This is a genomic window from Butyricicoccus intestinisimiae (assembly GCF_018918345.1).
Taxonomy (GTDB): domain Bacteria; phylum Bacillota; class Clostridia; order Oscillospirales; family Butyricicoccaceae; genus Butyricicoccus_A; species Butyricicoccus_A intestinisimiae.
This window is the reverse complement of record NZ_JAHLQI010000003.1, coordinates 80,331-95,498: the sequence shown is the minus strand read 5'-3', so window position 1 is coordinate 95,498 and position 15,168 is coordinate 80,331. Positions and strand designations below refer to the sequence as shown.

The window sequence follows — 15,168 nt, the reverse complement described above, 5'->3', positions numbered from 1 at the left end:
GTACAATAGGGCTATCCACAAAACATGGAAGGAAGGGATCATATGAAAAAGAGAATTACGGCGTATCTGCTGGCATTTGCCCTGTTGTGCGCAAGCATTCCATCGGCGTTTGCGGTGCAAACCGAGGTCAGACCGGATGCCAACCGGTTCGTCACGCGGGCGGGAGTGTCCGGCACGGTGTACCAAGCGAAGGTGTACTCGCAGGCGGAACATGAAGCACAGCTGAAGAATGCAACTTTTACGACCATTGCGTGCAGCAAAAACTATGCACAGAACGATGGCTCAGTGAGCAAAAATGCGGCGGAAATGACGACGGATAATTTTAGCAGCTATGGCGAGCAGCTGCCGAATTACTATTATAATTTTGGCAAAAAGTCCATTTATGTCGGCTCTGCGATGAAAAAAATGTATGACAATATCAAGGCGGATTTGCAGAAGGGCACCAACAGTGCCATCTTCCGCGATGACGACACCGGCGAACGAAAGCTGGGCGTTACGTTTTCCGTTCCGGAGCGTTCGCAGCTCGGCGTCAGTCAGGATGACTATCATCAGATGCTGTACAATTTCGCGATGGATATAGGCTGGCTCGTATATCGCAGCATCGACTGTGATTGTCCGGAGATGTTCTACTCCAACGGTTTTATGTATATGGGTTATTCTCTGGGAGAGCGAGAAAACCAGATTACGGTCTATGTTTCGCCGGGATTCCGCAAGGGATTTGAGACCTATGAAGAGCGTGCGGCTATGAAGCAGGCGCTGGACAGCAAGGTGAACGAAATCACCAAGCAGGCAGCGCGATATGAGACCGCCTATGAGCAGCTGGATTTTTTGAATACTTGGCTGTGTGACAATAATTCGTACAATTATGACGCAGTAAATGGAAGCATGGAAGAATACCAGAAGAACGTATCCGGTGCGCCGTGGTCTTCGGCGGGTGCGATTTTGAGCAGCTCCGGCAAGACGGTAGGTCCGGTGTGCGAGGGCTATTCCCGTGCCTTGCAGCTGCTGTGCAGCAAGCTCGGCATCAATGCAACCGTGATTGTCAGTGAATCCGGCAATCACATGTGGAACAATGTCAAGTATGGCCTGTATTGGACCGGCATAGACGTCACATGGAATGATACCGGCAGCGACCGCACGGAGTATTTCTGCACAACGGTAAACAACATGGACGGTCATGTCGTAGATGACGTGGACTTTGTCGATCGGATGCAGTATCCGAGCCTGATTGCATTCTCCGCAAATGACACGCTGCCGCAGTATAAGACCGGCGTGACAAAGGAAAAGATTTTGCCGTACTACGATGTATACGCAGGCTTCTGGGGCACCTCGCAGATTCACAATGTCTATAACAAGGGCTATATGGCAGGCATGACCTGTGTCAACTTTGGCATTCATGGCAAGGTAACCCGTGCGCAGTTCGCACAGATCCTGTACAACATCGCGGGCAGACCGGCAGTGACGTATGCGGGACAGTTCTCGGATGTGCCGCAGAACCAGTGGTATACAGCAGCCGTCACTTGGGCGGCAGAGACCGGTTTGGTCAGCGGATATCCGGGCGGCAAATTCGGACCGAATGACCCCATCAAGCGCGAAGATATCGCCGTGATTCTGTTCCATCGTGCGGGAAGTCCGAGCGCGGAGCAGCAGGATCTGGAGGGCAGATTCACCGATACGAATCAGATTGATGAATACGCATGGGAGGCTGTCAACTGGGCGGTTGCGTCCAGTGTAATCAGCGGCAATGCAAACGGAACACTGGATCCGCGCGGCAACGCAACCCGCGCACAGAGCGCCGTCATTATCACCAACATTACAAAGTGACCAAAACATTCTCAGGGAGAACCGGAAGACACCGGTTCTCCCTTCTTTTGTGCGGAGATTGCGGGACATATGAGAATTTTGCCGAAAAAGGGTTGCGCGGTTGTCGGTTTTTATGGTATGATAGCAATGCTGCAAAAACAAATGTTTTTCACAGAAAGACACAAATACGCCTTCTGAAAGGAGCCGAGAGACAATTGGAACAGCAGCCGAAATATTATATTGTAGACTCGTCCCTGCTGCCGGAGGTATTCCTGAAGGTGGCGCAGGTCAATCGAAATCTGCAAAGCGGCATATGCCGAACCATTGGCGAAGCAACGCAGCAGGTGGGGCTTAGCCGAAGCGCATATTACAAATATAAAGATGGAATCAAACCGCTGTTTGAGGCGGCAACACACAGCATCATCACGTTTAATTTGATGGTCACGGACGAGGCGGGCGTTCTGTCCGTGATTTTGTCTGTATTTGCCCGCGCCGGTGCAAATATTCTGACCATTAACCAGTCAATTCCTGTCAACGGGCAGGCGGCTGTGACCGTAGCGGCGCGCACCGGCGAAATGAACCGGCCGGTGGAGCAGATGATGTCTGAGATTCTTGCCATTGCCGGTGTATCTCGTATGGAGATTCTGGCGAAGGAATGACAAATAAGGAGGAAAAACCATGTTGAAAGCTGCAATTTTGGGTTTTGGAACCGTCGGTTCCGGCACCCTTGAAGTTCTTGAGCGCAATGCGGACACCGTTGCCCGCAATGCAGGAGAGGCAATCGAAGTAAAATATATTCTGGATCTGCGCGATTTTCCGAACGAACCGCATCAGGAGCGATTTGTCAAGGATTTTGCCGTCATTGAAAATGATCCGGAGGTCAGCATCGTCATCGAGACCATGGGCGGCAAGGGCGCAGCCTATACCTTTACTAAGCGCAGCTTGGAAGCGGGAAAAAATGTCGTCACGTCCAATAAGGAATTGGTGGCAACACACGGCGCAGAGCTGCTGGAGATTGCGGCACGGAAAAACGTCAATTATCTGTTTGAGGCATCCGTCGGCGGCGGCATTCCGATTATCCGCCCGATGCAGCGCTGCCTGACCGCAAACCATCTGACGCAGATTACCGGCATTCTCAACGGCACGACCAACTATATCCTGAACCGCATGATTGACGGCGGCTTGGACTTTGCGACCGCGCTCAAGGAAGCACAGGAGCTCGGCTATGCAGAGGCAAATCCGGCAGCTGACGTAGAGGGCATTGATGCCTGCCGCAAGGTTTGTATTTTGGCGGACATCGCATACGGAGACAACGTGGCGCCGGAAAAGGTTGAGACCGAAGGCATTACGGCGATTACGCTGCAGGATGTAGCATATGCAGAGCAGGCTGACAGTGTTGTCAAGCTGCTGGGCAGAACCGTTTTGCAGGAGGACGGCACGTTCTATGCGTTTGTGGCTCCGCATTTTGTCAAGAAGAGCAGCCCGCTTGCCTGCGTGACCGGCGTGTTTAACGGCATTCTCGTGACCGGCGATATGCTCGGTGATGCGATGTTTTACGGTCAGGGCGCCGGCAAGCTCGCAACCGCTTCCGCTGTTGCTGCCGACGTCATCGACTGCGCAGTACACAAAAACAAGCGCCGCAGCATTGGCTGGGGTGACGGCAGCAAAAATCTGGTTCGTTCGCTTGACACGTTCGCTTCCAACTGGTATATTCGCGTACAGGGAGCAGATGCCGCAGACAAGCTGGCACAGGCGTTCCCGAACAGCAAGGTGCTGGAACCGGTACAGGCAGAAGAAGCTGCTGTCCTGACTGATGTTCTGACGACTGCTGAAATGAATGAAAAGAAAGCACAGCTCGGCAATGTTCTGGGCTGCATGAGGCTGCTGTGATATGATTACTGTAAGAGTACCTGCAACAAGCGCAAATATGGGTCCGGGCTTTGACTCGATTGGCATTGCGCTGAATTTATACAATACATTTTATATGGAGGAGAACGACTCCATTGAGATTTTCGCGACGCATGGCGAACATGTGCCAAGCGATGAGAGCAATCTGATTTATCAGTGCGCAAAGCGCGTGTATGATATTTGCGGCAAGCCGATGCCGGGTCTCAAACTTATCGAGGACTGTGACATTCCGCAGACGCGCGGACTGGGTTCCTCCTCGGCGTGCACGGTTGCCGGTCTCATCGGCGCCAATGCCCTGCTGGGCAACCCGCTGCATCAGGAAAACATCATAGATCTGGCAGCTGCCATTGAAGGCCATCCGGACAATTCGACGCCGGCCATTCTCGGCGGCTTCTGCACCTCGCTGCTGGAATACGGCAAGGTGTGGAGTGTGCGCGTGCCGATTGCAGACAAGCTGGATTTTGTGGCATTTATCCCGAACTTTGAGCTGTCTACGGAAAAAGCGCGGCAGGCGATTCCGAGAACCATTCCGCACAAGGATGCGGTATTCAATCTGTCGCGCGCAGCACTGCTGACCGGTTCGCTGGTAACAGGTGATCTGCACAATCTGATGGTAGCGGCGGGAGACTGCCTGCATCAGCCGTATCGTTTCGGCTTGATTCCGGATGGCGAGGAAGTTGTCAAGAGCGCAAAGGGACTGGGCGCCCTCGGTGCATTCCTGTCCGGCGCGGGCCCGACCATCATTGCTATGGTAGATAAGGAAGACAAGACCTATTACAGCCGTGCCTGCATGTATTTTGCAGAACGTTTTCCGAATTGGAAACCGGTTCTGCTGTCGTGTGACGAAGTGGGTGCCCTTGTGACACCGACGGAGGAAGGCGCGCTGGACAAGCTGGATCTGTAATCCCAGCACATACGAGAGAGGAGTAGGAGACAGGCACATGGCTTTAATTGTGCAAAAGTTCGGCGGAACTTCCGTTGCGAACACAGAACGCATCTTTAACGTCGCGGATATTGTAACCAGAACGGCGGCCGCCGGAAATCAGGTTGTTGTGGTGGTATCCGCACAGGGCGACACCACGGACGATTTTATCGAAAAGGCAGCAGAAATCACAGACAAGCCGCCGGCAAGAGAGATGGACGTGCTGCTCAGCGCAGGCGAACAGATCTCGATGGCGCTGCTCGCGATGGCGATTGAAAAGCTGGGCTATCATGCCACGAGTCTGACCGGCTGGCAGGCCGGCATTGAGACGAGTTTGGAATACGGCGCAGCCCGCATTCATCGTGTGAAGCCGGAGCGCATCCGCAGTCTGCTGGATCGGCATCGGATTGTTGTTGTCGCAGGATTTCAGGGTGTGAACAGCCATCAGAGCATCACAACGCTGGGGCGCGGCGGCTCGGATACGACAGCGGTTGCCATTGCGGCGGCGCTGGGCGCAGATTTGTGTCAGATTTATACCGATGTAGACGGTGTATATACCGCAGATCCGCGTGTGGTACCCAATGCGCGCAAGCTGGAGGAAATCACGTTTGATGAAATGCTGGAACTGGCGTCGTTGGGCGCACAGGTTTTGCACAACCGTTCGGTTGAGATGGCAAAAAAGTACAACATTGATTTGGAAGTGCTGTCCAGCCTGACCAGAAATCCGGGAACCAAGGTTAAGGAGGTTGTTTCTGTGGAAAAGATGATTATCAGCGGTGTAGCCTGCGACAAAGATACAGCACGAATTGCTGTCATGGGCATTCCGGACAAGCCGGGTCATGCGTTTCGTCTGTTCTCTCTTTTGGCAAACAACGGCATCAATGTCGACATTATCCTGCAGTCCATCGGACATGATGATGTGCGCGACATCAGCTTTACCATCAAGCGCGGACAGCTGGACGCGGCGATGCAGATTTTGGAAGAAAACAAGGATCGCCTGCACTTTACGAGCTTCTCCGGAAAGTCGGATCTCGCAAAGGTGTCGGTTGTCGGCGCAGGCATGACGTCAACACCGGGTGTCGCAGCCAAGCTGTTTGACGCACTGGCAAGTGCACAGGTCAATATTCGCATGATTTCCACGTCGGAAATCAAGATTTCCGTTTTGATTGATGAATCGGATGCAACCCGTGCGGTTCGTGCCGTACACGATAAGTTTTTTAACTAATAGAAAAAAAGCAGACTTCCCGGCGCAGTGAAGTCTGCTTTTTCCAAAACATAGAGAAAGGAAAACATATGATGAAAAAGCGATTGACGAGTTTCCTGCTTGCCGCCTGCATGATGCTGCCGCTCAGCGCATCGGCGTGGGCAGCAGAACATCCGCAGATGGAAGGAGAGGAAGATGTAACCTTGCAGCCGAGCTATGGTGTACGCAGCAAGCAGTCCGGTTCGAATGGCACATTGATTGTCACACTGGATCCGGGACACGGCGGCAAAGACAGCGGCGCGACCGAGGAATGGAATGGTACGACCGCGATGGAAAAGGATATCAACCTGAAAATCGCGTTGGCATGCCGTGAAGAACTGAGTAAATACGCCGGTGTCAAAGTGTACATGACGCGCGATGACGACACGTTTTTGGAATTGTCTGACCGTGTCAGATATGCACAGTCCGTCAATGCGGAATTGATGGTCAGCATGCACATCAATTCCTCTGACAACAGCAGCGCGCAGGGCGAGCTGGTCATTGTGCCAAATGGCAATTACCGGCCGGAGCTGCTCGAGGAATCCAAGAAAACAGCAAGCCGTGTGCTGAGCAATTTGGAGAGCTTGGGACTGAGAAACCGTGGATATTTGCAGCGAAACAGCAGCGAAAATACCTATCCGGACGGCTCAAAGGCGGATTATTACAGCATTCTTCGAAATTCTACGATGGCGAATATTCCGAGTATGATTATTGAGCACGCGTTTATTTCTAATTATAATGACTATACGAAGTATCTGTCCTCGGACGATATGATTCAAAAGATGGGACAGGCAGATGCAAAGGCAATTGTCGCAGCATATCATTTGCATCTCAAGTCGAACAATTCCGCCGCTTCCAAGGGCGATGCACCGTTTGAAGATATATATACGACCGACTGGTATTATGCACCGGTTGTGTTTGCATATCAGCACAGCTTGATGACCGGCACGTCTGACAGCACGTTTTCTCCGCAGGACACGCTGACCCGTGCCATGGCAGTACAGACGCTGTACAACTATTCCGGCAAGCCGGAGACAGCGGACAGCAATCGTTTTTCCGATGTCAAGCAGGGAGACTGGTACTGCAAGGCGGTAAGCTGGGCGGCAGAGAACGGTGTTACCGCGGGCACATCGGAGACAACCTTTTCTCCCAATGATTTGGTTACGCGCGAGCAGTTCGCAGCGCTGCTCTATCGCTTCAAAAACGGTCAGCAGACACAGTGCAGCTTGGACGCGTTTGCCGATGCGAACGATGTATCCGATTGGGCGAAGGATGCTGTGAAGTGGGCTGTGAACAATAAAATTCTTTCCGGTTCGAAGATGAACGACGGCACGCTGATGCTGCTTCCGCGCTCCGGCGCGACGCGCGCAGAGACCGCTGTGATGCTCGAACGCATGGTGGAAAACGTCAAGTGACAGATACGCGCAAGGCAGGCTTTTTCTCTTGGGAGAAGGCCTGCTTTTGTGTTATACTGAAAGCACGACAAGGAGGGAGAGAGATGAATACACCGGTTACGAAGAAAAATATCGTGAGGCGGATAGCATACGTTTCAAAATACTTTATATTGGTAATTTTTATTTTTGGTTTTGGGTGGGATCTGCTTCATGTTCGCAATGTATCTTATGAGAAAAGAATAGAAATCTATCTGGGCAGTGCGGCGACATTGGCTGGTATTTTGTTCGTCTGGGTATACATATGGGTGCAAAAGAAAAAGGTGATCAAGCTGATTCAAAGACAGGAAGAATGCTTAAACGTGGACTTTGATGCAGACATGAAAGGAATCACTATGTGCGGCGGCAAAGTGGGAACAGTAGAAGTGGTCGCCTGCGGAGATTGGTATGTTCTGCTTTCGGAGGTCGAAAGACTGGTAATCAATAGACGCTATATTGCTGCTGTCAGAGATGTGTATAAACAGGAAAAATACCTCGGGAGAGGACTGCACTGGCAAATAACGATTGTATTCGATACCATAGATGATACACCGCTCCGCTTTCGCTTGAGCGATGCAGAACAGGTAATTATGGATTTGTGTGAATGGTTGGGTCATCCCATGACGGAGATTAGAGAGGGCAGAAAAAGGTGAGCACATTGGCTAGATCATTGAGAGAATGGAGTGAGCCGCTTATGTTTTGGATAGCGGCGCTGCTTGCTACTTGGGTTGCTATGCATATCATTTTCAGATATGAAGTTGGTGCTGAGAAAGTAGAAGAAGTGAGAAAAGAAAAATCTCTGTTCAAACGATTGCTGTATATAGGATATGCAAAATATGTCAAAGAAAAGCCAATAGCATTTTTTATTTTGCGATGGCAGTTTTATTTGGGGATTGTTGCCATGCTGGTTTTTCCGCTGGAATGTAAAGGAAATTTTCTTAGGGTAACAGATATTTACTCAAATATTGCTATGGGAATGCTTGCCGTTGCGGCATTGGCGAGTTGGGGTGTTGATAATAGCAAGGACAGAAACGGAGAATTGGCAGAAATTGTTGATGCGCGTGTGGCGTGGAATCGCTCTTGGGAAAAATTGCAACAAATCCAGCGAGAGTGGGACGAAAAAGCAAAGCAGTCGGATAGGCAAGAACAGATTCGGCTGTTAAAAAAATTAGAATCAAAAGTGCATTCCGCGGAAGAACATTGGCGGGAATATTATCCGAAATGTAAACCGGATTGTATAGAACTGTTGGAACATAACTTGCAGCAGTTACGGGATATATTTTATATGATTGATCGACAGAGATGTGAATTAAACGAAGAAAGAGAAAGCTGTTTTATCACGGCAGATACATTATTTCCGTGTGATGCGCCGTTTTGTGAGAACTATGAACGAGTAAAGAAAGCGTTGCATCAAGCGGACGCGGAACATCAGGTGGACTGTCTAACGGAAATGTTAGAAGAGACCTGTTGCTATTTAGATGACATGACAGATCGTTGGTTTGCAAATGAAGAAATTGGGCGGAAAATCTGTGACGGGTTAAAAGAAAGTCGAGAACGGATCTTTGCGCAGTTGGATGAAATTGAAGCATATCAAAAACAGATACAAGCGCCGGGACTTGAGGATAACTTGAAAGAAATATATCACAACATGCACCTCAACGGTATTCTCCCACCGGAGCGAGAGGAACACTTCCCCGATGCGATTCATCAGGGAGAGATTCACCGATTTTATAATTAGAGTTGATTTGCCGAAAGAAGGAGAGAAAGATGAAAACACCAGTTACGAAGAAAAATATCGTGAGGCGGCAGAGTACAGCAATGTTGGGACTTATTGTTGTTTTATTGATTGGATTCATGTGGTTCGCTGTGAAAGACATAGATATTTCTTCCATGACACAAGAGGACATACTAGGCGTGTTCGGCCGAGTTTTGCTGGTTTTTCTGTGTGTTGGAGTGATGTATTGTGCATTGAGAAGGAAAAATCAAACAGTCATTCGGTGGATTGAAAGACAAGAAAATTATTTACATGTTGATTTTAATAAGGATATGCAGGGTATCTGCATGCAGGGGATTCTTAGGCGTGGTGTAGAAATTATCGCGCATGGGGATTGGTTTGTTGCCTTGTCTGAAGATGGCGTATTTGCTGTAAATAAGAGATATATTGAGGACGTAAGAGAAACCCATCAAGAAGAACATTCAGGAAAATATACGAACTATACGCAGTGGGTGATAGAATTGTTGACCGTAGAGCAAACAGTTATGACTTGCAAAACGGGAAATGCATACAAAGTGGTAGAAGATTTCTGCGAATGGCTGGAAGCCGATACCGTTCACCCGAAAAAGATTCACAGAGTCTATCGCTGCGACTGATTCCCCGGCGGGAGCGGCAAGCAGCTTGTGAAAAATCCGTGAACAGGACATAAAGTTTGCGGTTTTGCTGTCAGGTCTCAAAGTTTTGTGTTATACTGGACGTATCTAGTACGGATAAATGGAGTTATACATATGAGTCAGAAAACAAAAAAGACATTTCATAAACGCCCGCAGCATGAGGAAGAAACCGAAACCACGCTGTATGAGGGCAGAAACGAGGTCATGGAGCTGCTTCGCGCAGGCAGAACTGTGGATAAATTGTTTGTCGCACCGGATCAGAACGGCCGCATGGCGGATATTGTCGCTATGGCGAAGGCTGCCGGTGCTGTTGTGACGCAGGTAGACCGCCGCAAGCTGGATGCCATGAGTGAGACCGGCGTGCATCAGGGCGTCATTGCGCAGGCAGCGGCACATGAATATGTCTCGCTGGAGGATATTTTGCAGACTGCCGCAGACCGCGGAGAACAGCCGCTCATCATGATTTGCGATGGTCTGACCGATCCGCACAATCTGGGCGCTGTCATTCGTTCGGCAGAAACCGCCGGTGCGCACGGCGTTATCATTCCGAAGCGCCGCTCGGTCGGCTTGACGGCGACGGCTGCCAAGGCGTCTGCCGGTGCGATTGAGCACATCGGTGTGGCACGCGTCACCAATCTTTCCGCGGCGATTGACACGCTGAAGGAAAAAGGCGTCTGGGTATTCGGCGCGGATGCGGGCGGGGATACCAGCCTGTACCAGACCAATTTTGTCGGCGCGACGGCCATTGTTATTGGCTCGGAGGGCAGCGGTCTCAGCCGCCTTGTCCGCGAGAAATGTGACGGCATTGTCAGCATTCCGATGAAGGGAAGAGTAAATTCTCTGAATGCATCGGCTGCTGCAGCTGTCCTGCTGTATGAGGCGGTGCGGCAGAGAATCGGGGAGGAACAGCATGGATGATCTGGATCTCGAAAAATTAAAAAAGGAACTGCATGATGTTTCCGGCAGCAGCCTCTATGATGTGGATCAGATTATGGAGGAAGCGGGATCTTCCGAGAGCGGCAGCCGTGCCAGCATGGAACAGCTGCTGCAGAGCTTGGGCGTGCAGATGCCGGAGCAGCAGGAGCAAGATACGTTGGATTCTTTGCAGCAGGCATCCGAGCAGACGCAGGCGATGATCGAAGAACAGCAGGAAATGCAGCAGTGGCTTAAGCCGGAGGAAGACAAAGAGGCAGAGCAGCCGGACGAGGATGACGTGTTTGGTTCTCTGTTCGCGCAGCTCGGTGAGCTGGAACGCGAGGAGACACCGACAGATCCGCGTTTGACGGAACCGCTGCTGGAACCGGAGGAAGAACCGAGCTTGATGGAACGGCTGTTTCCGTCTGAACCGGAAGTACAGGCCGATGAAGAACCGGAAACGCAGGTTCTGGAACCGGAAGTACAGGCCGATGAAGAACCGGAAACGCAGGTTCTGGAACCGGAAGTACAGGCCGATGAAGAACCGGAAACGCAGATTCTGGAACCGGAAGTACAGGCCGATGAAGAACCGGAAACGCAGATTCTGGAACCGGAAGTACAGGCCGATGAAGAACCGGAAACGCAGATTCTGGAATCGGAAGTGCAAATTGATGAAGAACCGGAAACGCAAATTCTGGAATCGGACATGCCGACGCGTCGTATGAACCGGCATGACTATGAGGATTTGATAGAACAAGCAACCCTTCGCGTGCAGCAGAGTGAAGAGGATGACGAGGAAGAATCGGAAACACAGGAGACTGTGCCGGAACAGAAACTCAATACATCAAACGATGAAGCGATTTCGCAAATTGTAGAAGCATTGTCTGAACAGCCGGAACAGGCTGCGCAAGAGCAGGAAGAGGAACAGCCTGAAAAACAGGGATTGCTTTCTCGGCTGTTTGCGCCGCCGGACGTTGTAGAGGACGCAGCAGATACGGACGCGCTGGACGAAGAAGGACGCGAGGAAGTGCCGGAGCAGCCGGACAATCCCGAACCATCCGAGAAAACGGCACAGCCGCAAACGCGCAAGGGCTTGTTCTCTCGGCTGTTTTCGACACAAGAGGAGCTGGAGGAGGTTGAGACACCGATTGATTTGACCCAGCTGCAGGGATTGGACGAAGCGGCACCGGAAAGTCTGTCGGAGGAAGAACCCGAGACACAGATGCTGGAACCGGAGCAGCCGGAAGAAGAACCCGAGACACAGATGCTGGAACCGGAGCAGCCGGAAGAAGAACCCGAGACACAGATGCTGGAACCGGAGCAGCCGGAAGAAGAACCCGAGACACAGATGCTGGAACCGGAGCAGCCGGAAGAAGAACCCGAGACACAGATGCTGGAACCGGAGCAGCCGGAAGAAGAACCCGAGACACAGATGCTGGAACCGGAGCAGCCGGAAGAAGAACCCGAGACACAGATGCTGGAACCGGAGCAGCCGGAAGAAGAACTGGAAACGGAACAGGAACAGCTGGAGCAGGAAACACCGAAGGAAGTATTTGCGCAGCTGCTGGATGACGAACCGGAAGAATCCGAACAGCCGGATGTGCCGGAACAACCGCAGGAATCAGAACGAGAACCGGAAAAACCAAAAGCCGGTATTTTCGATAGAGTTATGGATGCACTGGGCTTTGAACTCGTAGAGGAAGGCGAGGAAGCACCGGAACAGCCGCAGCCGTCTGAACCGGCGCAGGAGACACCGCCGGAATCGGCACAGCAGGAACCGGAAAAGCAGCCGCCGCAGCCGCGTCCGGAAGATACACCGGTTATCAGTGAAGATGAATTTGCGGCATTTATGTCGGATGTCGATGCAGGAGAATCGGAACAGTGCGCCAGCTTCGAACAATTGCTGGAGGACAGCATGGAGGAGAGCTCTGACGAAAAACAGGATGTGCTGCGCAAGAAATCCGCTATGCCGGAAGAGTTTCCGGATGAAGAAACAACGGTCTATGTAGATGTACCGGTTCGCAAGCAGGTTTTGGAACATCCGCAGCCGCGGCAGACGGAGCTGTTTGACGTCGAAGAGGCGCTGAAGCAAAAGCCGCTGTTTGAAAGATCCCAAGAGCAGGAAGAACCGGAACAAGAGCCGGAGAAAGAGTCGGATGAACCACTTCCGGAACCGGAATGGCTGGGAAAACCGCTGGAGGATATCTGCAAAACAGCACCTTCTCTGGAGGTACTGCGCAAGGAAGGTCCGGTTATGACGCGCGAGGTGCTGCGCTGCAAGGAATGGATTACGGAACGCATTCGCCGCTATCAGGCGGAGCAGCGCGGAGAGCCATACCCGCCGCAGCCGGAATCCGAGCCGCAGCCTGAGCCGACAATGGAGCCTATCCATGCCTCTGAAGCATTGGACGAGATGCATGAGCAGGAACAGACAGAGGAAGATTCGGTTTTTCCTGAGGGGTCGACCGGCAAACCGGAAACGGAGGCGGCCGACCAGAAACCATCCACCCATGAATCCGTCATAGAGATTCAGGCATCGGAGACCAAAACCGAACAGCCGGCGCGCAGTGCCGCGGAGAACACGGCTGCTGACCGAAAACAAAAACCAAAATCTTCCGCAAAAAAGAAAATCATACGGCGGGATTGGACACAGGAGAGCCGTGTCTGCCGTCTGCGTGCGCGAAATAAGGCGCTGCGCTCGACGATTCTCGGCGTGCTGACGTTGATTTGCATTTATATTTCCTGTGCGGCGGATTTTACCATCCTGCCGCTGCCAAGTGCTATGGATTATGCCTCGCATTCCGGCCGCGTGCTCGGCGTTTTTTTGCTGCTGCTGGCGTGCGCGCTTGCGCTGGCATATGACGTCGTGTGGGACGGCATACGAGCTGTGCTGCAGGGCAGTCCGAATTTTGCCACGCTGGCAGATGCCGCGCTGCTGCTCAATATTCTGCACTGCTGCATTCGCTTGGCTTCAGAAGGAGAAGAAATTCCGTTTGCCTGCATTGCGATGCTGATTTTGTTTGCACAGCTGCGCGCACAGGTCAGCGAGGAGACCATCAAACACTATACATATAAAGTTGCGGGGGCGGCGCGTGAGCCAATCGGCATATTCTGCCGCAGAGAAAAAACACCGCATTTGGTAAAGGCGCCTCTGGCGGATATCAACACCTTTGCCGCACAGACGACAGAACAGGAAGAACGCAAACGCATGGAGCGGCTGTTTACCCTGTCTGCCCTTGCGGTTGCCGTGATTTTATCTGTGATTGTGTGCGCGTCAACGGGTGATGCCGGACGCTTGATTTATGTGCTTGCGGCGACGGTGACCGGCTCCTGTCAGGTTGCACTGCTCAGCGCGTCGGTCATGGCGCGGCAAAGTGCGGCGCGCCGTCTGGCGCACTGCGGTGCGGCTTCCGACAGCGATGAAGGCTCGGATAAACTGGCGACGACACAGACGGTTGTGCTGACCGATGAAGATTTGTTTCCCAATGGCTCTGTGGTGTTGGTCAGCTTGGAGCTGCACAGCAATTTGAACGATGCAACGGCGCTTGCCTATGCGGCGGCGCTGACGCAGGGTTCGTCTCTGGGCAATATGCTGGCGGAAGAAGTGCGCACGCGATATGGTGCGCCGCTCGCTGCACACCGCGTGCTGCGGTATGACGGCGGTGTGGGCGGTCAGATTGGCGGCTTGCAGGTCTTGCTGGGCAATGAACGGTTTATGACATCGCGCGGCGTCTCGGTCGGCGGAATGACAGACAATGCACTTGCGCTGTCGCTGGATGGCAGTCTGGCTGCCGTTCTGACCGTTGATTATACGGTGCCGGCGGTACTGTTCCATGCGATGCAGAAATTGACGGAACAAAAAACGACGATTTGGCTGAACTCGCACAATCAGCAGATTACACCGCAGCTGGTAGAACAGCTATATGGTCTGCCGAAGGGAACGGTTGTCGTGCCAGAGCTGGAATGCAGCCGTGCGCTGCAAAATCCGGCACGTGTGCAGGATGCACGGCTGTGCGCACTGCTCATGCGGGATGGCCTGATGGGAATTGCGGACTGCATTTGCGCCGCACGCGCACAGCGAAAGGCGCAGCGCGCCGGTGTGCTCATTGGTATTTGCGCATCCATTGTGTGCATGCTGCTGATGATGTATCTGTGCTATGCGTTTGTTCCATCCGATGCGCATCCGATTCGTCTGTTAATTTATATGGTTTTGTGCTTTATCCCGATTTTCTTCCTAGATAATGGAGTAGGACGGGAATGAGAAAAAACGGAGACAGAACGCCTGGTTTTCGGGCGGGAAGTCTCCGTTTCTTTTTTTACAGAAAATTTTCAAATCTGTGCCAGCGGTGCTTTTATGCGAAAAATGCGTGATTTTGTGCATAAAGCACGGTTTAAGTGCGAAAAAATTGACGGGTTCTGGTGATGTTCGTAAAAGACTTGCGAAACATTTGGAGAAAATTCACAATGTTTTGCTTGCGATAATGGTGAAAGTAGGGTATAATTACGAACATGAGGACGGGCATCCCGTTCTGGATAAGAAAAGTTAAGGAGATGGAATC

11 protein-coding genes are annotated in these 15,168 nt (G+C 51.9%); all 11 read left to right on the top strand.

The features are described from left to right. The first annotated feature begins 42 nt into the window (after positions 1-42). The 11 genes from KQI75_RS06985 (at position 43) to KQI75_RS06935 (ending at position 14,870) form a co-directional block, all read left to right on the top strand. Positions 43-1,824: an S-layer homology domain-containing protein gene (locus KQI75_RS06985; RefSeq protein ID WP_216470026.1), complete on the top strand. Its 1,782-nt coding sequence runs from the start codon at positions 43-45 to the stop codon at positions 1,822-1,824. A gap of 194 nt (positions 1,825-2,018) precedes the next feature. Next, complete coding sequence (locus KQI75_RS06980; RefSeq protein WP_216470264.1) at positions 2,019-2,462, top strand: ACT domain-containing protein; 444 nt, start codon at positions 2,019-2,021, stop codon at positions 2,460-2,462. A gap of 19 nt (positions 2,463-2,481) precedes the next feature. Continuing rightward, positions 2,482-3,693 carry a homoserine dehydrogenase gene (locus KQI75_RS06975; protein ID WP_216470025.1) on the top strand — a complete coding sequence of 404 codons (1,212 nt, stop codon included), beginning with the start codon at positions 2,482-2,484 and terminating at the stop codon, positions 3,691-3,693. Between the two features lies 1 nt (position 3,694). Then, positions 3,695-4,615, top strand: a complete 921-nt coding sequence (thrB, locus tag KQI75_RS06970) for a homoserine kinase (protein WP_216470024.1) — start codon at positions 3,695-3,697, stop codon at positions 4,613-4,615. Between the two features lie 37 nt (positions 4,616-4,652). Further along, complete coding sequence (locus KQI75_RS06965) at positions 4,653-5,858, top strand: aspartate kinase (RefSeq protein ID WP_216470023.1); 1,206 nt, start codon at positions 4,653-4,655, stop codon at positions 5,856-5,858. 71 nt (positions 5,859-5,929) lie between these two features. After that, positions 5,930-7,291 (top strand): N-acetylmuramoyl-L-alanine amidase, encoded by a 1,362-nt coding sequence (locus tag KQI75_RS06960; RefSeq protein WP_216470022.1) that lies wholly within the window; start codon positions 5,930-5,932, stop codon positions 7,289-7,291. A gap of 83 nt (positions 7,292-7,374) precedes the next feature. After that, entirely contained in the window at positions 7,375-7,959 is a 585-nt protein-coding gene (locus KQI75_RS06955; protein WP_216470021.1) for a hypothetical protein, read from the top strand. Positions 7,960-7,964: 5 nt separating this feature from the next. Next, the gene (locus tag KQI75_RS06950) at positions 7,965-9,044 is read left to right on the top strand and encodes a hypothetical protein (RefSeq protein WP_216470020.1); all 1,080 of its coding nucleotides are present in this window, start codon (positions 7,965-7,967) and stop codon (positions 9,042-9,044) included. A gap of 29 nt (positions 9,045-9,073) precedes the next feature. Continuing rightward, positions 9,074-9,676 (top strand): hypothetical protein, encoded by a 603-nt coding sequence (locus KQI75_RS06945; protein ID WP_216470019.1) that lies wholly within the window; start codon positions 9,074-9,076, stop codon positions 9,674-9,676. Positions 9,677-9,808: 132 nt separating this feature from the next. Then, complete coding sequence (gene rlmB / locus KQI75_RS06940; RefSeq protein WP_216470018.1) at positions 9,809-10,612, top strand: 23S rRNA (guanosine(2251)-2'-O)-methyltransferase RlmB; 804 nt, start codon at positions 9,809-9,811, stop codon at positions 10,610-10,612. Continuing rightward, complete coding sequence (locus tag KQI75_RS06935) at positions 10,605-14,870, top strand: hypothetical protein (RefSeq protein ID WP_216470017.1); 4,266 nt, start codon at positions 10,605-10,607, stop codon at positions 14,868-14,870. Before rlmB ends, KQI75_RS06935 begins: the two co-directional genes overlap by 8 nt. The last annotated feature ends 298 nt before the right edge of the window (positions 14,871-15,168 follow it).

Coding starts and splice junctions, on each gene's coding strand:
- KQI75_RS06985 (WP_216470026.1), top strand. CDS start 43: ATGAAAAAGAGAATTACGGCGTATCTGCTGGCATTTGCCCTGTTGTGC.
- KQI75_RS06945 (WP_216470019.1), top strand. CDS start 9,074: ATGAAAACACCAGTTACGAAGAAAAATATCGTGAGGCGGCAGAGTACA.
- KQI75_RS06965 (WP_216470023.1), top strand. CDS start 4,653: ATGGCTTTAATTGTGCAAAAGTTCGGCGGAACTTCCGTTGCGAACACA.
- rlmB (WP_216470018.1), top strand. CDS start 9,809: ATGAGTCAGAAAACAAAAAAGACATTTCATAAACGCCCGCAGCATGAG.
- KQI75_RS06960 (WP_216470022.1), top strand. CDS start 5,930: ATGAAAAAGCGATTGACGAGTTTCCTGCTTGCCGCCTGCATGATGCTG.
- thrB (WP_216470024.1), top strand. CDS start 3,695: ATGATTACTGTAAGAGTACCTGCAACAAGCGCAAATATGGGTCCGGGC.
- KQI75_RS06955 (WP_216470021.1), top strand. CDS start 7,375: ATGAATACACCGGTTACGAAGAAAAATATCGTGAGGCGGATAGCATAC.
- KQI75_RS06935 (WP_216470017.1), top strand. CDS start 10,605: ATGGATGATCTGGATCTCGAAAAATTAAAAAAGGAACTGCATGATGTT.
- KQI75_RS06975 (WP_216470025.1), top strand. CDS start 2,482: ATGTTGAAAGCTGCAATTTTGGGTTTTGGAACCGTCGGTTCCGGCACC.